General features: G+C 69.0%; 19 protein-coding genes and 1 pseudogene. 7 read left to right on the top strand and 13 right to left on the bottom strand.

The genetic code is table 11. The features are described from left to right. Positions 1-19: 19 nt before the first annotated feature. Positions 20-1,561: pseudogene (locus tag SMN802W_RS16785) on the top strand (ComEC/Rec2 family competence protein); the annotation flags it as partial. Between the two features lie 568 nt (positions 1,562-2,129). Here SMN802W_RS16785 and lexA read toward each other — a convergent pair. The 7 genes from lexA to SMN802W_RS0109065 all read right to left on the bottom strand — a co-directional run bounded on the left by lexA (position 2,130) and on the right by SMN802W_RS0109065 (position 7,431). Then, positions 2,130-2,786 carry a transcriptional repressor LexA gene (lexA, locus tag SMN802W_RS0109095; protein WP_019516595.1) on the bottom strand — a complete coding sequence of 219 codons (657 nt, stop codon included), beginning with the start codon at positions 2,784-2,786 and terminating at the stop codon, positions 2,130-2,132. 69 nt (positions 2,787-2,855) lie between these two features. Then, positions 2,856-4,037, bottom strand: coding sequence for a molybdopterin molybdotransferase MoeA (locus SMN802W_RS0109090; RefSeq protein WP_019516594.1), 1,182 nt, complete (start codon positions 4,035-4,037; stop codon positions 2,856-2,858). After that, positions 4,034-4,585, bottom strand: a complete 552-nt coding sequence (locus SMN802W_RS0109085) for an NUDIX hydrolase (protein WP_019516593.1) — start codon at positions 4,583-4,585, stop codon at positions 4,034-4,036. The genes SMN802W_RS0109090 and SMN802W_RS0109085 overlap by 4 nt, the downstream gene beginning before the upstream one ends. A gap of 23 nt (positions 4,586-4,608) precedes the next feature. Beyond that, positions 4,609-5,076 carry a cyclic pyranopterin monophosphate synthase MoaC gene (moaC, locus tag SMN802W_RS0109080; RefSeq protein ID WP_019516592.1) on the bottom strand — a complete coding sequence of 156 codons (468 nt, stop codon included), beginning with the start codon at positions 5,074-5,076 and terminating at the stop codon, positions 4,609-4,611. After that, positions 5,073-5,858: an indole-3-glycerol phosphate synthase TrpC gene (trpC, locus tag SMN802W_RS0109075; RefSeq protein WP_019516591.1), complete on the bottom strand. Its 786-nt coding sequence runs from the start codon at positions 5,856-5,858 to the stop codon at positions 5,073-5,075. The genes moaC and trpC overlap by 4 nt, the downstream gene beginning before the upstream one ends. Next, positions 5,855-6,850 carry an anthranilate phosphoribosyltransferase gene (trpD, locus tag SMN802W_RS0109070; RefSeq protein ID WP_019516590.1) on the bottom strand — a complete coding sequence of 332 codons (996 nt, stop codon included), beginning with the start codon at positions 6,848-6,850 and terminating at the stop codon, positions 5,855-5,857. The genes trpC and trpD overlap by 4 nt, the downstream gene beginning before the upstream one ends. Beyond that, positions 6,847-7,431 carry an anthranilate synthase component II gene (locus SMN802W_RS0109065; RefSeq protein WP_026325939.1) on the bottom strand — a complete coding sequence of 195 codons (585 nt, stop codon included), beginning with the start codon at positions 7,429-7,431 and terminating at the stop codon, positions 6,847-6,849. Before SMN802W_RS0109065 ends, trpD begins: the two co-directional genes overlap by 4 nt. Positions 7,432-7,580: 149 nt before the next feature. Here SMN802W_RS0109065 and SMN802W_RS0109060 point away from each other — a divergent pair, with 149 nt between their 5' ends. After that, positions 7,581-8,036, top strand: a complete 456-nt coding sequence (locus SMN802W_RS0109060) for a hypothetical protein (RefSeq protein WP_019516588.1) — start codon at positions 7,581-7,583, stop codon at positions 8,034-8,036. Positions 8,037-8,057: 21 nt separating this feature from the next. On the opposite strand, the gene SMN802W_RS0109055 is transcribed toward SMN802W_RS0109060, so the two are convergent. After that, the gene (locus SMN802W_RS0109055) at positions 8,058-9,587 is read right to left on the bottom strand and encodes an anthranilate synthase component I (protein ID WP_019516587.1); all 1,530 of its coding nucleotides are present in this window, start codon (positions 9,585-9,587) and stop codon (positions 8,058-8,060) included. After that, positions 9,574-11,520, bottom strand: a complete 1,947-nt coding sequence (locus tag SMN802W_RS0109050) for a peptidyl-prolyl cis-trans isomerase (RefSeq protein WP_019516586.1) — start codon at positions 11,518-11,520, stop codon at positions 9,574-9,576. The genes SMN802W_RS0109055 and SMN802W_RS0109050 overlap by 14 nt, the downstream gene beginning before the upstream one ends. Positions 11,521-11,684: 164 nt before the next feature. Here SMN802W_RS0109050 and tpiA point away from each other — a divergent pair, with 164 nt between their 5' ends. Beyond that, positions 11,685-12,425, top strand: coding sequence for a triose-phosphate isomerase (gene tpiA / locus SMN802W_RS0109045; RefSeq protein WP_019516585.1), 741 nt, complete (start codon positions 11,685-11,687; stop codon positions 12,423-12,425). Positions 12,426-12,443: 18 nt separating this feature from the next. On the opposite strand, the gene SMN802W_RS0109040 is transcribed toward tpiA, so the two are convergent. After that, the gene (locus SMN802W_RS0109040) at positions 12,444-13,832 is read right to left on the bottom strand and encodes a leucyl aminopeptidase family protein (RefSeq protein ID WP_026325938.1); all 1,389 of its coding nucleotides are present in this window, start codon (positions 13,830-13,832) and stop codon (positions 12,444-12,446) included. A gap of 93 nt (positions 13,833-13,925) precedes the next feature. Between SMN802W_RS0109040 and trxB the strand changes: the two genes are divergently transcribed. Continuing rightward, a complete protein-coding gene (gene trxB / locus SMN802W_RS0109035) occupies positions 13,926-14,894 on the top strand; it encodes a thioredoxin-disulfide reductase (protein ID WP_026325937.1) in 969 nt (322 codons plus the stop codon). 6 nt (positions 14,895-14,900) lie between these two features. On the opposite strand, the gene SMN802W_RS0109030 is transcribed toward trxB, so the two are convergent. From SMN802W_RS0109030 to SMN802W_RS0109020, 3 genes are read right to left on the bottom strand one after another with little or no spacing between them, the layout of a single operon-like run. Then, a complete protein-coding gene (locus SMN802W_RS0109030) occupies positions 14,901-15,677 on the bottom strand; it encodes a hydrolase 1, exosortase A system-associated (RefSeq protein ID WP_026325936.1) in 777 nt (258 codons plus the stop codon). Continuing rightward, positions 15,674-16,324 carry a hypothetical protein gene (locus SMN802W_RS0109025; protein WP_019516581.1) on the bottom strand — a complete coding sequence of 217 codons (651 nt, stop codon included), beginning with the start codon at positions 16,322-16,324 and terminating at the stop codon, positions 15,674-15,676. Before SMN802W_RS0109025 ends, SMN802W_RS0109030 begins: the two co-directional genes overlap by 4 nt. 5 nt (positions 16,325-16,329) lie before the next feature. Further along, entirely contained in the window at positions 16,330-16,608 is a 279-nt protein-coding gene (locus SMN802W_RS0109020) for a phosphopantetheine-binding protein (RefSeq protein WP_019516580.1), read from the bottom strand. A 71-nt stretch (positions 16,609-16,679) separates the two neighbouring features. On the opposite strand from SMN802W_RS0109020, the gene SMN802W_RS0109015 reads away from it, so the two are divergent. The 3 genes from SMN802W_RS0109015 (at position 16,680) to SMN802W_RS0109005 (ending at position 20,155) form a co-directional block, all read left to right on the top strand. Next, entirely contained in the window at positions 16,680-18,179 is a 1,500-nt protein-coding gene (locus tag SMN802W_RS0109015) for an acyl-CoA ligase (AMP-forming), exosortase A system-associated (protein ID WP_019516579.1), read from the top strand. Beyond that, entirely contained in the window at positions 18,176-19,405 is a 1,230-nt protein-coding gene (locus SMN802W_RS0109010) for a pyridoxal-dependent decarboxylase, exosortase A system-associated (protein WP_019516578.1), read from the top strand. Before SMN802W_RS0109015 ends, SMN802W_RS0109010 begins: the two co-directional genes overlap by 4 nt. 102 nt (positions 19,406-19,507) lie before the next feature. Then, positions 19,508-20,155, top strand: coding sequence for an XrtA/PEP-CTERM system exopolysaccharide export protein (locus tag SMN802W_RS0109005; RefSeq protein WP_019516577.1), 648 nt, complete (start codon positions 19,508-19,510; stop codon positions 20,153-20,155).

Below are 20,155 nucleotides of genomic sequence, written 5' to 3'. Positions count from 1 at the left end.
CCAGTCTGCGAGGAATGTGATGGCCAGTCCAGCCGCGACCGCCCCTAGCAAAGCGCAGCGCCTGCTTCAAATCGCGGGCTGTACGGGCGCGTGGGAGCGCTGGCTGGAGGCCGAGCGACACCAGTTAATGCTGTGGTTGCCGGTCATGCTCGGCGCTGGTGTGGCGGCGTGGTTCGTGCTGCCCGACGCGCACGGCTGGTCTGCGGCGCTGCTGTGTGCGCTTGGCATCGCGGGGCTCGCGCTGGCGGGGGCACGCGGCGGGCGGGGCGGGATGGTGATCGCGGTGGCGGCGCTCGCTTTCGCCAGCGGGCTCGCGTCGATCTGGTGGCGCGCGGAGGCGGCGCGCGCACCGGTGCTCGCGCGGCCCGCGATCGTCGTGTTGACCGCGCGGGTTACGCGCGTGCAGCCACAGCCCGCGCGCGACCTGACCCGGCTGTGGCTCGGCGTGCGCGCATGGGACGGCACGGCACGTGCGGACATGCCGCGCCGAGTGCGCGTCAACGTGGCGGACGATCATATGCCAGCCGGCCTAGTCCCAGGCAGCATTGTGCGGGTGCGGGCGCGACTGATGCCGCCGGCACCTCCCGCGGTGCCCGGCGCCTATGACTTCGCGCGGGTCGCCTGGTTCGATGGACTGGGCGCGACCGGACGCGCGCTCGATATTGCGGTGACGGCGCGCGCCGCGTCCGATCAGGAAGGCGTGCGCGCCCGGCTGACACGCCATATCGAGGCGCAACTGCCCGGCAGCGCGGGCGGGATCGCCGCGGCACTGGCGACCGGTGACACCGGTGCGATCAGCGATGACGATGCGGAGGCGATGCGCCGGGCGGGGCTTGCGCACCTGCTGTCGGTCAGCGGGCTGCACATCACCGCCGCGGTTGGGATCGTCATGGCGCTGGCGTTGCGGCTGCTCGCCTTGTCGCCTGCACTCGCGCTTACCGGACGCGTGCCGCTGCTGGCCGGCGCGGCGGGGGCGGCGGCGGCGATCGGCTATACATGGTTGACGGGTGCGGAGGTGCCGACGATCCGCAGCTGTGTCGCCGCCTTGATGGTGCTGGCGGCATTGGCGCTGGGGCGCGAGGCGGTGACGCTCCGGCTGGTCGCGGCCGGCGCGCTCGTCGTACTGATCGCATGGCCGCAGGCGGTGGCGAGTGCGAGCTTCCAGCTATCCTTCGCGGCCGTCACTGCGATCGTCGCGCTGCACGAGCATCCACGCGTCCGCGACCTATTTCTGGCGCGCGAAGAGGCGTGGTGGCGACGCGGCGTCCGCGAGGGCGTGTCGCTTCTCGTCACCGGCTTGCTGGTCGAACTGGCGCTCATGCCGATCGCAGTGTTCCACTTCCACAAGGCGGGCGTGTACGGTGCGGTCGCCAACATCGTCGCCATTCCCCTGACGACCTTCGTGGTCATGCCGGTCGAGGCGATTGCGCTGCTGCTCGACGCAATCGGATTGGGCGCACCGATGTGGTGGATGGCCGGACAGGGGCTGCGATTGCTGTTGTGGATCGCGCATGTCGTTGCAGCTGCGCCGGGATCGGTCGCGGCGCTGCCGGCGATGCCGCGCGGTGCATTCGCGTTGATGATCGCCGGCAGCTTGTGGATCGCGCTTTGGCGCACGCGTGTCAGATGGGCGGGATTGCTGCCCGTCATCGTCGGCGGCTGCTGGACGCTTTTGACGCCCGCACCCGACCTGATTGTCACCGGCGACGGTCGTCATCTGGCGTGGCGTGGAAGCTACGGAGGATTGGCGCTGCTGCGTGAGCGCGCGGGCGACTATACGCGTGACACGCTGGCGGAGAATGCAGGTCTCGACGGCGAGATGGCGGCCTTGTCGGAGACGCGCGAGGCGCGTTGCAATCAGGATCTGTGCTGGGCCAGCCACATGGCGGGCGATCGCCGCACCACCTTGCTTGCGACCCGCAGCGGCTACCTGGTCCCGGCTGGCGAGTTCATCGATCTATGCCGCCGCGTCGACATCGTCGTGAGCGAGCGCCGCGTACCCCGGCGTTGTCGCGCGCGATGGCTGACGCTTGATCGCGCCAGCCTGCGACGAACCGGCGGCGTGGCGGTAACCTTCGCCACCGGCACGGTGACAACGGTGCGCGCACCTGGCGACGCACACCCATGGATCAGGCGTAGCGGCGCAGAATTCCCGCGAGCTTACCCTGAACGCGTACCTGCGCGGGAGCGTAACGCTGCGGATCATAGGCGCGATTGGCGGGATCAAGCCGGACCATCGCGCCTTCGTGACGGAAGTATTTGAGCGTCGCCTCGCTCTCGTCGATCAATGCGACCACGATTTCGCCGTCGCGCGCAACCTCCTGCTTGCGGATCAGCGCATAATCGCCGTCGAGGATACCGGCCTCAACCATCGAATCGCCCGACACCTCAAGCGCGTAATGCTCACCCGCACCAAGCAGCGCCGCAGGAACGGGCAGGCTGGTCGAACCCTCGAACGCCTCGATCGGTACGCCCGCGGCGATCCGGCCGTGAAGCGGAATCTCGACCACGTCGTTTGCCGGCTGCGGCAGGTCGCGCGGCGCGGGTCGCGGCGTGCCGTCCGCATCGGCGCGCTCGGGCACACGCAGGATTTCGAGCGCGCGTGCACGGTTGGGCAGACGCCGGATGTAACCGCGTTCCTCCAGCGCGCTGATGAGGCGATGCACGCCTGACTTCGACTTGAGATCGAGCGCTGCCTTCATCTCCTCGAACGAGGGCGACACTCCGGTTTCGATCAGCCGATCTTCGATGAAGCAAATCAGCTCATGCTGTTTGCGGGTAAGCATCGCGCGGCTCCTTTGGTGAACAGATGAAGAACCTTTATGGAACAACGAATGTTCCGTCAAGCGAGGCGCTTAGGCGATCATCAGGATTTCTGCCGAGTCGCCGCTGCTGGCGGCCGGGGCGTGCGGCGGTCGTACGACGAGGCAGGTCGATCGCGCCAGCGTGCGCAACATCGAGCTGTCCTGGATCGTCGAGGCGTAGACCCGTCCGTCACGCAACTCGGCGCGCAGATAGTCGGTGCGACCGTTGTTGGCCGCCAACGGCTCTCCCAGGATGGCGCTGGTGGTGCGCGGAAACGGATCGGCGGCAACGGAAAGATGCGCAACAAGCGGCCGGACGAACAGCATGGCGGTGACGAACGCGGAGACGGGGTTGCCGGGCAGACCGACAACAGCGGTGGCACCGCGTCGGCCCGCGAGCATCGGCTTGCCAGGGCGTAGCGCGATCCGCCAGAAGTCGAGCGAGAAGCCTGCGCCTGCCAAGGCCGGACGGACGAGATCATGGTCGCCGACCGAGGCGCCGCCGGTTGTGACGAGCACGTCCGCCTCCACCTGCGCAAACGCCGCGGTCAACACGTCGAGCCGATCGGGCAGGATGCCGAGGTCAACGAAGTGGACAGGCAGATCGGCCAGCAGCGAGCGCAGCAGCAACCGGTTCGACTCAGGGAGAGCGTCGGGCGCTGCATCGTCGCCCGGCTCGACCAGTTCGTCGCCGGTCGCGGCGAGCGCCACACGGATCGGGCGCGCGACCCGCACCCGCGCGACGCCGCCGGTGGCACAGACCGCCAGCCGGGCCGGGGTCAGCCGCTCGCCGGCGTCGACCAGCACGTCGCCTGCATTGAAGTCGAGCCCACGACGGCGGACGTTGCGCATCGCATGGGGTGGGCCTTCTCCCGCAAGCGTCAGGCGATCGCCGTCGCGCGCGGCCTCCTCCTGCACCAGCACGGTATCGGCACCATCAGGCATCGCCGCACCGGTGAAGATGCGTACTGCCTCGCCCGTAGCGACGCTGCCGTCGAAGGTCTTGCCCGCCGCGCTTTCGCCGATGACACGCCAGGGTCCGGGCATGTCGGCGAAGCGGATCGCATAGCCGTCCATCGCCGACAGATCGCGCGCCGGCTGGGTGCGCCTTGCCACCATCGGCTCGACCGCCCAGCGTCCGAGCGCATCGTGCAGCGCGATCTCCTCGTGCGTGGCAGGGGTGCCGAGTGCCAGGACGCGCGCCTGCGCTTCGGCGATCGGCAGCAGGCTCATGCGGCGCTCCAGCGGTTCATGCGGCCGAGCACGATCGCCAAAGCGGCGACGTGGACCGCCTGCTGCACCTCGCCCGCCATTGCGCGACGGACGACCTCGACAACGGGCATCCAGCGGCGACAGACGCGCTCGCTTGGTTCGTCATGCGGCGCGGCGATGCAGCGGGTTCCGCGCGCCAGCATCGCGTGACAGCGATTGCTGTGGATCGCCGGATTGGGGCTAAGCGAGGCAACCACCTCCCACTCATCGGCGACACAGCCGGTTTCCTCCAGCAGTTCGCGCTGCGAAGCCGTAAGCAGATCGGCGTCGCTTGCATCGACTCCGCCGCCCGGCAGTTCGAGCGACACGAGCCCGCGCGCATGCCGATACTGCTCGATCATCAGCAGATTGTCGTCGCCATCCATCGCAACGATCAACACCCAGTCGGGATAATCGGTGACGTAATAAGGCGCGATCTCCGCGCCATCGGCGGTCACGCAACGATCGGCGTGGAGCGTCAGCCAGCGATCGGCGATCAACGTCTCACGCGCGGCCGTACGCCACGGCACGACAGGCGGATCGCCAAAGTCGTTCAACGCTGCCAGTCGCCGGAGCGGCCGCCGCTTTTGGCGACGACCTGAATGTCCTGCAATGTCATCGCCTTGTCGATCGCCTTTGCCATGTCGTAGACGGTCAGCAGCGCGACCGACACGGCGGTCAGCGCTTCCATCTCGACCCCCGTTTTGCCGTCGGTGCGCACAGTCGCGGTGGCGTTGACGCCCTCAGTGCCGACATCAAGGTCGAGCGAGACGCGCGTGATCGGCAGCGGATGGCACAAGGGCACGAGGTCGCTGGTGCGCTTTGCGGCCATGATCCCGGCGACGCGCGCGACGGCGAGTACGTCGCCTTTCTTGACCGCGCCTTCCCGGATCGCCGCGACCGCCTCCGCCGACATGACGATCTGCCCGGTGGCGGTGGCCTCGCGTCGGGTGACCGCCTTGTCACCGACATCGACCATGTGCGCCGCGCCGTCCGCGTCGAGGTGCGTAAGTTGGCTCATCCGACCAGCGCGCGCGTTGCTGCCTCAACGTCAGGCTGCCGCATCAATGCCTCGCCGATCAGGAAGCAGCCGATGCCGTGATCCGCCATCGCATCAAGGTCGGCGCGTGTCGTCAGGCCGCTTTCGGCGACGAAGGTGCAGCCGGCGGGTGCGTGGGCGACGAGGTCGTAGGTGCGGCGATAGTCGACGGTGAAATCGCGCAGGTCGCGGTTGTTGACGCCGATCAGCCGCGAGGTGAGGCGCGCGGCGCGCTCCATCTCGCCCGCGTCGTGCACCTCGACCAGCACGTCGAGCCCGACCTCGATCGCGGCGGCCTCGCACTCGGCAAGCGCCTCGTCGTCGATCGCGGCGACGATCAGCAGGATCGCGTCGGCGCCGAGCGCGCGCGCTTCGATCGCCTGAAACGGGTCGACCGTGAAATCCTTGCGGATCACCGGGAGGTCGCAAGCCGCACGCGCTGCCTGAAGGAAGGCATCTGAGCCCTGGAAGTACCGCTCGTCGGTCAGCACCGACAGGCAGGTCGCCCCGCCCGCCGCATAGGCGCGGGCGTACGCCGGCGGATCGAAGTCGGCGCGGATCAAACCCTTCGATGGGCTCGCCTTCTTGATCTCTGCGATTAGCGCGTGGCGGCCTTCGGCGACACTGCGGTCGAGCGCGGCGCGAAAACCACGCGGCGGCGACTGTGCGGCGATCCGCGCGTCGAGTTCGGCGCGGGTCACGGCGGCCTTGCGCGCGGCGACCTCCTCACGCTTGGTGGCGATGATCTGATCGAGGATGGTCATGCGTAGGCGATCCAGCGGTCGAGCAATGCGTTGGCATCACCGCGGTCGAGCGCCTCCGCGGCGTGCGCGGCAGCATCAGGCAGGGCGGTCTGCGTACCCGATAGCACTAAGGCGGCGGCAGCATTGAGCAGCACCGCGTCGCGATAGGGTCCGTGCTCGCCCAGCAGCAATTGGCGCAACGCGACCGCGTTGTAGGCCGCGTCGCCGCCACGGATCGCGCTGGTCGGATGACGCGGAACGCCGGCGTCCTCGGGCACGATCCGCTCGGGCAAAGCGACATCGCCGATGCTGACCACCACGGTCGCGCCCGCGCCCGAAATCTCATCGAGCCCTTCCTCGCCCGAAACGACGAGTGCGCCCTCACTGCCCAGTTGCGCCAGTGCCTCGGCGTAAACCGGCGCGTAATCGGGCCGCGCGATGCCGATCAGCTGGCGGGTGACGTGCGCGGGGTTGGCGAGCGGACCCATCAGGTTGAAGATTGTCCGACGCCCGATGCGGCGGCGGATCGGCGTGATCCGCTTCATCGCGGGGTGATGGTTCGCCGCAAACAGGAAGCAGATGCCGAGGTCGGTGAGCGTCCCCTCCGCCTGCGCGCCGGCACGGTCCATGTCGAGCCCGAGCGCTTCGAGTGTGTCGGCGGCGCCCGCCTTTGACGAGGCGGCACGATTGCCGTGCTTGGCGACCGGCACGCCGCAGCTCGCGACCACGAGGCTGACCGCGGTCGAGACATTCAACGTGTGCTGCCCGTCGCCGCCGGTGCCGCACACGTCGATCGCGTCGGCGGGTGCGGTGATCGGGATCAGCCGCTCGCGCAGTGCGCGCGCCGCTTCCGCGATCTCGAGGCTGGTCTCGCCGCGGATCGACAGCGCGACAAGGAATTCGGCAATCGCCTCCTCGCTCGCACGGCCGTCGAGGATGTCGGCGAACGCTTGGCTCGCGCTCTGCCGGCTCAAGGGCGAGCCGGGATCGGGCAATTGCGCGAAGCTGGTCACGCGTGCGCCGATACGGGCAGGCCGGCGATGCGCAGGAAATTGGCGAGCAGCGCGTGGCCGTGCTCGGTCGCGATGCTCTCGGGGTGGAATTGCACACCGTGGATCGGCAGTTCGCGGTGGCGCAGCCCCATCACCGATGCATCCTCGGCGGTCGCGTTGACGATCAGGCTATCGGGCACGTCGGTGACGATCAGTGAATGGTAGCGTGTCGCGGTGAAAGGCGAGGGCAGGTCGGCGAACACGCCGGTCCTGTCATGTTCCACCGGGCAGGTCTTGCCGTGCATCAATCCGCCGCGCCGCACCGTGCCGCCGAAATGCTGGCCGATCGCCTGATGTCCGAGGCATACCCCCAACAGCGGGCGACGCGCGTCTGCGCAGGCGGCGACGAGATCGAGGCTCACGCCCGCTTCGTTCGGTGTGCATGGACCGGGCGAGATCAGGAACGCGGTCGCGTCGCTCGCCAGCGCCTCGGCGGCGGACAGCGCGTCGTTGCGCACCACCCGCACCGGCGCGCCCAGCTCCATCAGGTAATGGACCAGGTTCCAGGTAAAGCTGTCGTAATTGTCGATCACCAGGATCATGCCCGCCGCCATAGCCGATGCGCGGGCAGGCGCAACGTGTTGAAACCGCGTTACGCCGCGGAAATCGTCGCGACACACGATCGTGGTCCGGGCGTAAGGAGATATTCAGGGTGGCGGGCGTTTGTAGCAGCACCCAAGGAGCCCTTCGCATGCTGCGTCTTCTATCCGCCGTTTCCCTCGTCCTGCTGCCCTCCGCCGCGCTGGCACAATCCGGTCAGGTTAGCTCGACCGCGCAGGCACAGGCGGAAACCGGTCGCGCGCCGAGCCGCATCCGCAACGTGCAACTGACCGGCAACGACAAATGCCCGGCCGCGCAAGGGGACGAGGTCGTGGTGTGCAGCCGGATCAATCCCGACGAGCAATATCGCATCCCCAAGCAGTTGCGGAACACCGCTGAGCCGGCGGCGCAGAACCAGAGCTGGGCCAATCGCACCGCGGTCGCCGATGAGGTAGGTCGCGTGGCGGGTGGTCTGCCCGACACCTGCTCGCCCGTCGGCACCGGCGGCCAGTCGGGGTGCTCGCAGATGTGGGCGCGTGCCTATGCCGCGGACAAAAAGGCGGCGGAGAAGAATGATGCGATGATGCCGGGCGCCGCGCCGCGATAAGCATCCGGGCAGGTCAGGCAGCTACTGCCCGAACCCTGCCTCGCCCGCCTGCCTGATCGCTTCGCGCGCGGCAGCCAGGAGCGCGCCGGACTTCGCCTCGCACTCGCGCTGTTCGTAGGCCGGATTGCTGTCGGCAACGATGCCCGCACCGGCCTGTACGTGCATCACGCCGTCCTTCACCAGCGCGGTGCGCAGCACGATGCACGAATCCATGCTGCCGTCGGGCGAGAAGTAGCCGACCCCCCCAGCGTAGGCGCCGCGCTTCTCGGGCTCCAGTTCGGCGATGATCTGGCACGCACGTACCTTGGGCGCGCCGCTGACGGTGCCCGCGGGAAACCCTGCAAGCAGCGCATCGACGCCGTCGTGCGCTGGATCGAGCCGGCCCACCACGTTCGAGACGATGTGCATGACGTGGCTGTAGAATTCGACGGTGTAGCTGTCGGTGACGGTGACGCTGCCCGCCTGCGCGACGCGGCCGACGTCGTTCCGGCCAAGGTCGAGCAGCATCAGATGCTCGGCGCGTTCCTTCGGGTCGTCGAGCAGGGAGGCGCGATTGGCGGCGTCTTCGGCTGCGGTGCGCCCACGCGGGCGCGTGCCGGCGATCGGGCGGATCGTCACCTCGCCATCGCGCGCGCGGACCAGGATCTCCGGGCTCGACCCCGTCAGCGAGAAGCCGGGCAGATCGAGGTGGTAGAGGAACGGCGACGGGTTGATCCGCCGGAGCGCGCGATAGAGCTCGAACGCGGGCAGGGCGAACGGCGCTGTGAAGCGCTGTGCCAGCACGACCTGGAAGATATCGCCGGCGTGAATGTAGTCCTGCGCCGCCGCGACCATCTCGGCATAGCGGCCAGCGGGCAGCGTCGGGGTGAGGATGAGGTCGCTCGTCTCGGCACGCACCCGCGGCGGCAAGGCGGCGTGCGCCAAGCGCGCCTCGACAGCGTCGAGACGATCCTCAGCGGCGGCGATCAGCGCCTCCGGTGTCTGCGCCTGATCGGGCCAGACCGGTGCGACCAGGTAGAGCGCGTCGGCGAGGCGGTCGAACACCAGGATCGTCGTCGGCCGCACGAACATCAAGTCGGGTACGCCGAGCGGGTCGGCGATGGGCGTCGCCAGTTGCTCGACCAGCCCGATCGTCTCATAGCCGAAATAGCCGACGAGGCAGGCGAGTGCGCGCGGCAGCTCGGGCGCGACCTTCATCCGGCACGACGCGACGAGCGCGCGGAGTGCGGGCAGCGTCGGCTCGGTGCAGGGCGAAAACGCGTCTCGGTCGTCCAGCCAGCGCGCGTTGATCTCGGCACGCTGGCCTTGCGCACGAAACACGAGATCGGGGGCCAGCCCGAGCAGGCTGTAGCGCCCGCGCACCGCGCCGCCCTCGACCGATTCGAGCAGGAAGTCGCCGCGACCCGGCTCGATCAGCTTGAGCGCGGCGGCGACCGGCGTCTCGGTGTCGGCGATCCGGCGCCGCCAGACGAGCGCGGGACGAGCCGCGGCGAGTTCGGCGCGCGGGTCGATCGATGCGTCGGCCCTGTCGCCCGGATTACTGGTTGCCACCCTGACCCGCCAGCTCGCGCTTCAGCTCGGCGATCGCATCAGGCTTCCGCTTGATCCCGATCGTCTCAACCGCGGCGCGGGTGAATTGCTGCGCATATTCCTGCCCGATCACGCGGCCGAGATCGGCGCGCGTCGCCGCGATCACGCCGGGCTTGGTCTTCGCGTCGCCCGGCGTCACGCGGTCGAGCTTGACCAGCAGCCAGCCGAGGTTGTTGGGGGCGGCGAGCATCTTGGCGCTACCCTGCTTCATCGAGAACAGCAGCGCGAGCGTCGGGTCGACGCCGCGGCGGTCGGCGTTCAGTTGCGCGCGCGTCGTGTCGATGCGCTGCGGCGCGGGACCACGTGCGCCGGTCTGCGAAAGCACGGTGGCGAGCGCTGCCCCCTTGTCGAGCTTGGCGAGCGCCTGCGCCGCGATCTGCTTGGCTGCGTTGCGCTGCCGCTCCGCGATCACGTCCTTGACCACCTGCGCGCGTACCTGCGCGAGCGGGCGCGGGGCGGCACGGACGACGCGGTCGAGCGCCACGACCGCGAAACCGCCATCGGTGCCGAGCGCGACGATCGTCGGCGTGTCGCCTTCCTCAGCCGCGAAGCCTGCCTGCATGATCGGTGCTAGCCGCGCATCAGGCTTGGTCGCCGCATCATCGGGGTCGATGCCAGAGGCGAGCAGCGGCTTGGTCGCCGAGACGGTCAGCTTCTGATCCGACGCGACTTCGTTGATGTTCGCGTTGTCGGATAGCGCGTCGTCGATCTTGTTCTGCATCTTCGACAGGGCATCCGTCGTCTTGCTGCGCGTCAGCGTCTGCACGATCTCGTCGCGCGCTTGCGCAAGCGAGCGGCCCGCGACCTGCGTGATGCCGTCGACCTGCGCGACGACGAAGCCGATCGAGCCCTTGATCGGGCCGACGACCGCGCCTTTCTGTGCCGCGAACAGGGCATCGGCGACCGCGGCCGAGGTCTGCGTGGCGAGCGCGGATTTTTCGACCTTCTCGATCGTGCGCGGTTCGAGCCCCGATGCGCGGGCAGCGACGCCGAGCGCAGCGCCCGCCTTTACCTTGGCCGCAAGCGCGTCGGCGGCCTTCTGGTCCAGCACGGTGACGACGCTGACGCTGCGCTGCTCGCGCGGCTGATAGGCGGCGCGGTTGCCGTTATACGCCTGCTGGATCTCGGCATCGGTCGGCGTCGCCTGCGCCTTGACACTGTCGGGCGTGACCACGGCGTAGCGCACCACGCGGCGCTCCGGCACGGTGTAGCGCGGCAAGTGGCCGGCGTAGAATTTCTGCACCTCTGCGTCGGTCGGTGCGGGACCGGCGGGGACGCCGGCGGCGGGGATCAGCGCGATCTGTCCCTCACGGCGTTCGAGCAGCAGCGATGCATAAGGCAGCGCCAGCTTTTCCGACACCTGGCTCGCGCCGACCGTCGGGGTGACGAGGAACTGCGTCATGATGCTGCGGCGGAATTCCTCCTGCACCTGCGCGTCGTTCAACCCGCGCTGCGCGATCAGCCGCTCATAGGTCTGCTGGTCGAACTGGCCCGTCGGGCCGAGGAAGGCGGGGATGCTCTTGATTTCGCTGCCGACCAGCGCGCGGCTGACGCGCAGACCCTGGTCATGGCCGAACTTGTCAAGCCCGATCGCATTCGCCAGCCGCTCGATGATCGACTCGACCCCGCCCAGCTGAACCAGCTGCGCCATGTCGAAGCCGGGCTGCTGCGTCTGCGCGTAGCGAACTTCGTCCTGCGCGCGCTTGCGCACATCCGCCGCGGTGATGCCGGCATTCCCGACCGTCTCGACCGAGCTGCCGAGGAGACCGCCGCCGCCCGACGACAGACCGGTCACGTCGCCCGCCGCGAACGACAGCGCGATGATGCCGAGCAGCGCGAGCGTGATGAAGACGCCGGCCTTTGAATTCACGATGCGGCGAAAGAAGCTGAGCATGTACCCGAGAGCCGTGGACCAAGAAACCCGGCGGCTTTAGGCACCGCTCCGACTTGAGGCAATGGCGTGCGGCATCATGTAGCTAGACGCGGCAGGACTTGGCGCAGCGGCGCGTCCGCGGCTATCGCACGACGACATACGGGCATGATCGTGGGGAGAGTGGCATGGCGCGGCGCAAACTGGTGGCGGGAAACTGGAAGATGAACGGCAGCCGCGCGGCCCTGACGGAGCTTGATGCGATCGCGCAAGCGGCGGCGACACGCCCCGGCGTCGATGTCGCGGTCGCGCTGCCCGCGACGCTGATCGCACCTGCTGCCGAGCGTGCGCCCGCGCTGTCGATCGGCGCCGAGGATGTCCATGCCGCCGATCACGGCGCCCATACCGGCTGCATCTCCGCCGCGATGGTCAAGGAAGCGGGCGCGCGCTTCTCGATCGTCGGCCATTCGGAGCGGCGCGCAGATCAGGGTGAGACGGACGCGGACGTAAAAGCAAAGGCGGAAGCGCTGCACCGGCACGGCCTGCATGCGATCGTCTGCGTCGGTGAAACGCTCGACGAGCGCGAGGCGGGCCATGCCGAGGCGGTCGTGACCGCGCAGATTGCGGGCTCGTTGCCTGATGGCGCGAGCGGCGACTGGTGCTCCATCGCCTATGAGCCAGTCTGGGCGATCGGCACCGGACGGACGCCGACCGCGGACGATGTCGCCGCAATGCACGGCGCGATCCGCGCGAAGCTGCGCGAACTGATCGGCGGCGAGGCCGATCGGCTGCGCATCCTCTACGGCGGGTCTGTCACGCCCGACAATGCGCGTGAGCTGCTCCATGTCGCGGATGTCGACGGCGCACTGGTCGGCGGTGCCAGCCTGACCGCAGCGAAGTTCGTGCCCGTAATCGCCGCGGCCCGATAATCCATAAAGCGTGAAGCCTCAGGCGGGGTAGCGGCGGCGCAGCAGCTCGAATGCGGCGCGCAGGCCGTATGCCTCGCCGCCCTTGGGACGCCCCGGCTTCGCCGCCGGACGCCACGCGAAGGTGTCGAGGTGCGCCCAGGGCGTGTCGGCGGTGACGAAGCGGCGCAGGAACAAGGCTGCCGTGACCGCGCCTGCGAACCCGCCGTCGGGCGCGTTGACCATATCGGCGACATCAGACCGCAGCATATCGTCGTACCCGTCCCACAAGGGCAGCCGCCAGAGCGGATCCTTTACCGCGTCGGCGGCGGCGAACAGATCAGCAGCGAGCGCGTCGTCGTTGACGAACGTGGCGGGCAGGTCGGGACCGAGCGCGACGCGGGCCGCGCCGGTCAGCGTCGCAAAGTCGATGATGAGCGCAGGGTCGCTTTCGCCCGCCTTGGTCAACGCGTCGGCGAGGATCAGGCGGCCTTCCGCGTCGGTGTTGGTGTTCTCCACGCTCACGCCCTTGCGCGTCGCCAGCACGTCGCCGGGACGAAAGGCGTCGGCGGAGATCGCATTCTCTACCGCCGGGATCAGCAGGTGGAGCCGCACCTGCAGCCCCGCCTGCATGACGAGGCTGGCGAGCGCCAGCGCGTGCGCGGCCCCGCCCATGTCCTTCTTCATCAACCGCATGCCCGCGGCGGGCTTGATGTCGAGCCCGCCCGAATCGAAGCACACGCCCTTGCCGACGATCGCGACCCGCGGGTGGCTGGCGTCGCCCCATTCGAGTTCGATCAGCCGGGGTGCACGGTGCTCGGCGGCGGCGCGCCCGACCGCGTGGATCATCGGATAGCCGGTCTTGAGCGCGTCACCGGTGGTGACCGCGAGCGTCGCCGAATGGCGGTCGGCGAGGGCAGCGGCCTCTGCCTGCAACTCGGCCGGGCCCATGTCGCTCGCGCCGGTATCGACCAGGTCGCGAAGGTACGCGGTCGCGCGCGCGAGGCGCACGGTCTGCTCGATCCCGGCATGGTCGTCGGTCAGCAGGACGCGGTGCGGTACCGGCTCGCCCTTGCGGTACCGCGTGAAGCGATGCTGCGCGAGCAGCCAGCCGAGCGCGGCTGCACCGACCGGCGCGTTGCCGGCGAGACGGTAGGTGCCCTCGGGCAGGCCGTCGCCCAGCGACGCGATGCGCCACGGCGAGTCGAGCGGCTCGTTGCACACCAACAGCATCGACCAGTCATCCGCATTGTCGCCAGGCAGCACCGCGCGGTTGCCCAGCTTGCCGGTGACGCGATTGGCCGCAAGCGCTGCGCGTACGCGCGCTCCCTGCTCGGCCGCCCACGCCTCGTACCGGTCGGGGTGGACGACGTGGATATCGCGTGCGGGCTGGCCGCGGTCGGGCTGGAGCAGGAAGGTGAAATCGGTCATGCGCGCGACCAAAGCAGGACTTGGGCGAGGGCGCAACGAAGCTGTCGCGGCCGATAGTTTCCATTGCCCTCCTCGCGTCCTACATCGCGACCCATGACGACACATTCGACTCGCATGCTCGTGCTCGGCTCGGGCCCCGCCGGGCTGACCGCCGCCATCTACGCCGCCCGCGCCGGCATGAAGCCGATCGTGGTGCAGGGCATCCAGCCCGGCGGCCAGCTGACCACCACCACCGACGTCGAGAATTATCCCGGCTTCGCTGACGTGATCCAGGGTCCGTGGCTGATGGAGCAGATGCAGAAACAGGCCGAGCATGTCGGCACGCGAATGATGTGGGACACGATTATACACGTCGACCTGTCGACACGACCGTTCCGTCTGATTGGCGATGGCGGCGACGTGTACGAGGGCGAGGTGCTGGTGATCGCGACCGGCGCGCAGGCGAAATGGCTAGGGCTCGACAGCGAGGACGCGATGAAGGGCAAGGGCGTCAGCGCGTGCGCGACGTGCGACGGCTTCTTTTACCGCGGCAAGAAGGTGGCGGTGATCGGCGGTGGCAATACCGCGGTCGAGGAAGCGTTGTACCTGACTAATCACAGCGACGACGTGACGCTGATCCATCGCCGCGACTCGCTCCGCGCCGAGCGCATCCTGCAGGAGCGGTTGCATGCGCATCCGTCGATCAAGGTGCTGTGGAATCAGGAAGTGCGCGAGTTCGTCGACGGCGGCGGCAATGCGGGGCTGGTCGCGCTGGAGCTCGAGGACACGCAGACCGGTGAGCATTCGCGCATCCCGGTCGACGGCGGCTTCGTCGCGATCGGGCACCATCCGGCGACCGAGCTGTTCCGCGGCCATCTGGCGCTCGACGACGATGGTTATATCGCGGTCGAGACCGGCACCACCAAGACGAGCGTGGCGGGCGTGTTCGCGTGCGGCGACGTCATGGACAAGTCGTACCGGCAGGCGGTGACCGCGGCCGGCACCGGCTGCATGGCGGCGCTCGACGCCGAGCGGTTCCTGGCGGCGGTCGAGTTCGAGGAGTTCAAGGAAGCGGCGGAGTGAAGCCGCTCAGGCGCTTAGCCAGCGGGTGACGATCTCGGCGAGCGCCTTCTTGTCGGCGGCACGCGCGAAGCTGTGCGACGAGGTATCGAGCGCGAGTGTATGGAACGTGTGGGCGCGCGCCGCGTCGGCGAAGGCACGGGCGGTGTTGTCATCGCGCGCGAGCAGCACCGTGACGGCATCGCCCCATTCGGCAATTGCGCTCGTCACCTTCGTTGCCAGCGTGTTCGGCTGTGATCGGGTACGAGCGATCTTCCACAAGCCTTTGATTGCCTTGCCCATATCGATCCCGCCGCGAAGCAGTCGGCGCCACTCGGCCAGATCGAGCAACTGCTGCGTATAACCCGCACGGATCGCGGCGGCGGGGGGCAGGTCGTCGTCCTGTTCGATCGTCCATGGATTGGCGAGCAACACGCGTGCGATACCGGCGTTGCGTCCTTCGAGCGCGAGCAGCGAGGCGGCATCGCAATTGCCGAAGCCGTACAGCCGCGTGACCTGCGGTGCAGCGCGGCGGAACGAGTCCGCGGCGGCACGAAGGTCATCGCCTGCGTACGCGAAGCCGCTGTTCTCGCCATCCGAGTCGCCGACCCCGCGGCGATCGTAGCGGAACACCGGCGTGCCCTGCGCCGCCAGCCGTGCCGCAAGCATCGCCATGCCGCGATGCGCGCCGTGTCGCACCTCGTTCCCGCCTGATACGATCAGCAGCCCGGTGGTGCCCGCCGCCTGATCCAGCGTGCCGACCAGCGTCGCGCCCTCGCACGTGAAGGTCATCATCTGGCGTTTCACGCCATCCTCGCGGCGAGCCACTGGTCGAGATCGTCGGCGAGCCGGGCGGCGAGGTCGCGATCGGTCACCGGCTCGCTCGCTCGCCACGGCGGCAAGCCGTCGAGGTGCAGATCGGCGGGGCGAGGGTCGCTGGCCATCCGCACGACGCGCGACGGTGGGGTCAGCATTGGTTCGGCCTGCTGCAATTGCGCGAGCAGATCGTCGGACAGGTCGTTGCCGGCATAGCCTTCCCCGTCGCTCAAGCTGCGGAGCCGGGTGAGTTCGCGCACCTGTTCCGCTCCGGTCAGCGGCGCCCAGTGCCAGCGGCTCGCCGCCGCGACCGCAGTGTCGACCAGCGCGCCGCCACGCACCGCGACGACGTGGATCGACCCCGACACATGCGCCGCAGCGGCGGCGGCAGCGTCGTGCCACATCGAAAGGTTGACTGCGCTGACCGGCAGCAGGCTCTCGCCCTGACCCGGCAGGTCGGGCAGCACGACCGACCTGCCCGCTTCCGCAAGCCGGCGCAGCACGCCGATCAGGGTCGCGCGGGTGCGGTTCGCTTCCTCGAACAACGCGGGGAAAGCGAGGATCGTGGGGCCGTCGTCCGGCCCCATGCGCAACATCGCCTCGCGGCCGCCGCGCCATGCATAATCGACGAAGCGCAAGCCGCTCAGTTGAGGACCTTGGTCGCGGCGAAGGTGGTCAGTGTGCCGAGGGTTTCGAGCATCTCGCCATCGACCTCGTCGTCCTCGATCACGATGCCGAGCCGGTCCTCAAGCTCGGTCAAGACGCCTGCAACCGCCATCGAGTCGAGCTCAGGCAGCGTGCCGAATAGGCCGGTGTCGGGCGTGAAGGTCGCGACGCGCTCGGGCGACAGGCTCAGCACGTCGGCGAGCACCGCGCGCAGCGTCTTCTCGATCTCTACGGTGCCTTCCGGTATCACGCGCATCCTCCCGTTCTTTGCTGCGGTGCGATAGGCGCAGGGGGTGAAATGCGCAACGGGCGCGCTATGGAGGGCAGATGGTGCCGCTCGACCGCCACGCCCGACCGATCGATCACATCCTGTGTGGTGTGCCCGATGCGCCTGCGCTGATCGACCGCGCCGGCGCGGTGACGTTCGCGCAGGCCGAGGAGGAAATGGCGAGGATCGCGGGTTGGCTGCGTGCGGCGGTGCCGGAACCGGGCGCGCGGGTCGCGACCTGGTTGCCCAAGTCACGCGAGGCGTGCCTGATGCCGCTCGCCGCGGCGCGGGCCGGGCTGGTCCATGTGCCGGTCAATCCGGCGCTCAAGCGCGCGCAGGTGGCGCATATTCTGGCCGATAGCGGCGCGTCGCTGCTCCTTACCCAACCCGCGCGCGCTGCGACGCTGGAGGAAGGGGACGTGCCGGCGGATACCCGCGTGCACGTCGAAACCGGCGCGGGCGACCCGCTGCCGCCGTCGGATGCCGACCCGACTGCATTGGCCGCGATCCTCTACACTTCGGGATCGACCGGGCGAGCGAAGGGCGTGATGCTCAGCCATGCGAATCTGTGGCTCGGCGCCGTCTCGGTGGCGCACTACCTCGGGATCACGCCCGACGACCGCGTACTGGCGGTGCTGCCGCTGTCGTTCGACTACGGGCAGAACCAGCTGTTCTCGACCTGGATCGCGGGTGGTGCGGTCGCGGCGCTCGATTACCTGACGCCGCGCGACGTGGTGAAGGCGATCGAGCGCGTCGGCGCGACGACGCTCGCAGGCGTGCCGCCGCTATGGACGCAATTGATCGAGGCGGAATGGCCGGCAGAGACGGCGGCGCGGCTGCGGCGGCTCACTAATTCGGGAGGGGCGCTGACGCCGGCGATGGTGCGTGCTTTGCGGGCGCGGTTTCCGATGGCTGACCTGTATCCGATGTACGGCCTGACTGAGGCGTTCCGCTCGACCTATCTGCCGCCCGCGCTGGTCGACGCGAGCCCCGACTCGATCGGGCGCGCGATCCCTTTCGCGGAGGTGATGGTGGTGCGTGGGGATGGGAGCCAGGCAGCCGCGGGGGAGCCGGGCGAGCTGGTCCATGCCGGGCCGTTGGTGGCGCAGGGTTATTGGCGCGATCCGGCGCGGACGGCGCAGCGTTTCCGCCCAGCGCCCGACTTCTCGCAGGAAGGCGGGGTAGCCGTCTGGTCGGGCGACACGGTGGTCGCGGACGCGGACGGGCTGTTGCGCTTCGTCGGGCGCGATGATGAGATGATCAAAACCTCCGGCAACCGCGTCAGCCCGCAGGAGGTAGAGGAAGCGGTGACCGCGGGCCACGAGGCGAGTGAGGCCGTCGCGATCGGCGTGGCGGACGCGCGGCTGGGGCAGCGGATCGTCGTGGTGGCGCGAGGCAATGCCGATCTGGCGTCGACGCTGCTCGCCCGGCTGAAGCGTGACCTGCCGACCTACATGCAACCGGCCGAAATCGTCTGGCGCGCCGAGCTGCCGCGCAACGCAAACGGCAAGCTCGACCGCGCCGCGCTCGCCGCCGAGATCCGCGGGGCACGCGCGTGAAGCCGATTGGACCGATCCCCCCCGCCTTCGCGGACCAGCACGACATGCTGACGATCGCGGGACGCACCGCCGACGCGTGGGTGGCGGAGCATGGCTCGCCGGTGTTCGTGTACGATTTCGGTGGCGTGCGCGCGCAAGTGGAGCGTTTCCGCGCCGCGATGCCCAGGGGCGTACGGCTGCATTATGCGGTCAAGGCGAACCCCTATGCGCCGCTGGTGCAGGCGATTGCGCCGCTGGTCGACGGGCTTGATGTCGCCTCGGCGGGTGAGCTTGCGGAGGTGCGGGTGTTCAAGCCTGCTGCTGCGATCAGCTTCGCGGGCCCGGGCAAGCGCGACGCCGAACTGGATTCGGCGGTGCGCGCGGGCGTGACGCTCAACGTCGAGTCGAAAGGCGAAGCGCGGCGTGCGATCGCAATCGGCGCGCGGCTGGGAGTCGCGCCGCGGCTGGCGGTGCGGGTCAATCCCGATCTGGAACTGCGCGGATCGGGGATGAAGATGGGCGGTCGCGCCTCGCCCTTCGGGGTCGATGCCGAGCGTGTGCCCGCGCTGGTCCGCGAGATCGTCGCGAGCGGGGCCGACTGGCGCGGGTTCCACATCTTCGCGGGATCGCAGGCGCTCGACAGCGACGCGTTGATCGAGACGCAGGCGGCGACGCTCGCGCTTGCTGCCCGGCTGGCGGAAGAGAGCGGGCACGCGCCGCCGATGATCAATCTGGGCGGCGGGTTCGGTATACCGCATTTCTCAGGCGATCGCCCGATCGATCTCGAGCGGATCGGTGCGGCGCTGCATGAGACGCTGGCAGCGCGCGGCGCGATGCTGGCCGACACGGCCTTTGCGATCGAACTCGGCCGCTGGCTGGTCGGAGAGGCGGGCGTTTACCTGACGCGTGTGGTCGATCGAAAGGAAAGCCGCGGCGAGACGTTCCTGGTGGTGGACGGCGGATTGCACCACCAACTCGCCGCCTCGGGCAATTTCGGCACCGTCGTGCGGCGCAACTATCCGGTCGCGATTGCACACCGCATGGGGCAGGAGCCGGACGATCCGGTATCTGTCGTCGGATGCCTGTGCACCCCGCTCGACCGGCTTGCCGACCGCGTCGTGCTGCCGCGCGCCGATGTGGGCGACGTGATCGCGATCTTTATCGCAGGCGCCTACGGCCTGACCGCAAGCCCCAGTGCCTTTTTGGGACACCCGGCGCCTGCCGAGGTGCTGGCAGGGGCGTCCTAAACGCTATCTTCACCTCTACCGCCCATAGCTGAGCACCGACGCCACCAGTCCGCCTGACGCGAGTCACGCAGGGCCGGTCGGTCGGCGTGTACGGAGGGTTGAATGCGGTTCGCGAAGGTTTCCAAGGGTCTGGTCGCAGCGCTGATGGCGTCGACGACGCTCACCGCCTGCGCCGGCGGCGGGGCCGCGCGCCCAGAACTGCCGCCCGCGACCTTCGTCGCCAGCAAGGAGCAGCCCGGCGAGGAGTATGTCATCGGCCCGCTCGACTCGCTCAGCATCTTCGTGTGGCGCAATCCCGAACTGTCGTCGAAGGTGCAGGTGCGCCCCGACGGCCGCATCACCACGCCGCTGATCAGCGACATGCCCGCAGTCGGCAAGACGCCCGCGATGCTCGCCGCCGACATGAAGCTGGCGCTGGGCGAATATATCAAGGACCCGATCGTTTCGGTGATCGTGGACAGCTTCTCCGGCACGTTCAGCCAGCAGGTCCGCATCGTCGGCGCGACGCAGAAGCCCGCCAGCCTGCCGTATCGCGCCAACATGACGCTGCTCGATGCGATGATTGCGGTCGGCGGGCTAGGCGAATATGCCGCGGGCAACAAGGCGCGGCTGATCCGCTATGACCGCGCGACCGGCAAGCAGACCGAATACGGCCTGCGCATCAACAAGCTGCTGAAGGATGGCGACGCCAGCGCGAACGTCCGGCTGGAGCCGGGCGACGTGATCATCATCCCCGAAAGCATGTTCTAA

Source organism: Sphingomonas sp. Mn802worker (assembly GCF_000382485.1).
Classification (GTDB): Bacteria; Pseudomonadota; Alphaproteobacteria; order Sphingomonadales; family Sphingomonadaceae; genus Sphingomonas.
The sequence above is the reverse complement of the archived record's forward strand: the minus strand, read 5'-3'. Positions and strand labels throughout refer to the sequence as shown.

What these genes read in the sequence shown, in the direction of transcription:
- lexA (WP_019516595.1), bottom strand. Translation starts at nt 2,786, where the DNA reads ATGCTTACCCGCAAACAGCATGAGCTGATTTGCTTCATCGAAGATCGG.
- SMN802W_RS0109090 (WP_019516594.1), bottom strand. Translation starts at nt 4,037, where the DNA reads ATGAGCCTGCTGCCGATCGCCGAAGCGCAGGCGCGCGTCCTGGCACTC.
- moaC (WP_019516592.1), bottom strand. Translation starts at nt 5,076, where the DNA reads ATGAGCCAACTTACGCACCTCGACGCGGACGGCGCGGCGCACATGGTC.
- trpC (WP_019516591.1), bottom strand. Translation starts at nt 5,858, where the DNA reads ATGACCATCCTCGATCAGATCATCGCCACCAAGCGTGAGGAGGTCGCC.
- SMN802W_RS0109065 (WP_026325939.1), bottom strand. Translation starts at nt 7,431, where the DNA reads ATGATCCTGGTGATCGACAATTACGACAGCTTTACCTGGAACCTGGTC.
- SMN802W_RS0109060 (WP_019516588.1), top strand. Translation starts at nt 7,581, where the DNA reads ATGCTGCGTCTTCTATCCGCCGTTTCCCTCGTCCTGCTGCCCTCCGCC.
- SMN802W_RS0109050 (WP_019516586.1), bottom strand. Translation starts at nt 11,520, where the DNA reads ATGCTCAGCTTCTTTCGCCGCATCGTGAATTCAAAGGCCGGCGTCTTC.
- tpiA (WP_019516585.1), top strand. Translation starts at nt 11,685, where the DNA reads ATGGCGCGGCGCAAACTGGTGGCGGGAAACTGGAAGATGAACGGCAGC.
- SMN802W_RS0109040 (WP_026325938.1), bottom strand. Translation starts at nt 13,832, where the DNA reads ATGACCGATTTCACCTTCCTGCTCCAGCCCGACCGCGGCCAGCCCGCA.
- trxB (WP_026325937.1), top strand. Translation starts at nt 13,926, where the DNA reads ATGACGACACATTCGACTCGCATGCTCGTGCTCGGCTCGGGCCCCGCC.
- SMN802W_RS0109020 (WP_019516580.1), bottom strand. Translation starts at nt 16,608, where the DNA reads ATGCGCGTGATACCGGAAGGCACCGTAGAGATCGAGAAGACGCTGCGC.
- SMN802W_RS0109015 (WP_019516579.1), top strand. Translation starts at nt 16,680, where the DNA reads ATGGTGCCGCTCGACCGCCACGCCCGACCGATCGATCACATCCTGTGT.
- SMN802W_RS0109005 (WP_019516577.1), top strand. Translation starts at nt 19,508, where the DNA reads ATGCGGTTCGCGAAGGTTTCCAAGGGTCTGGTCGCAGCGCTGATGGCG.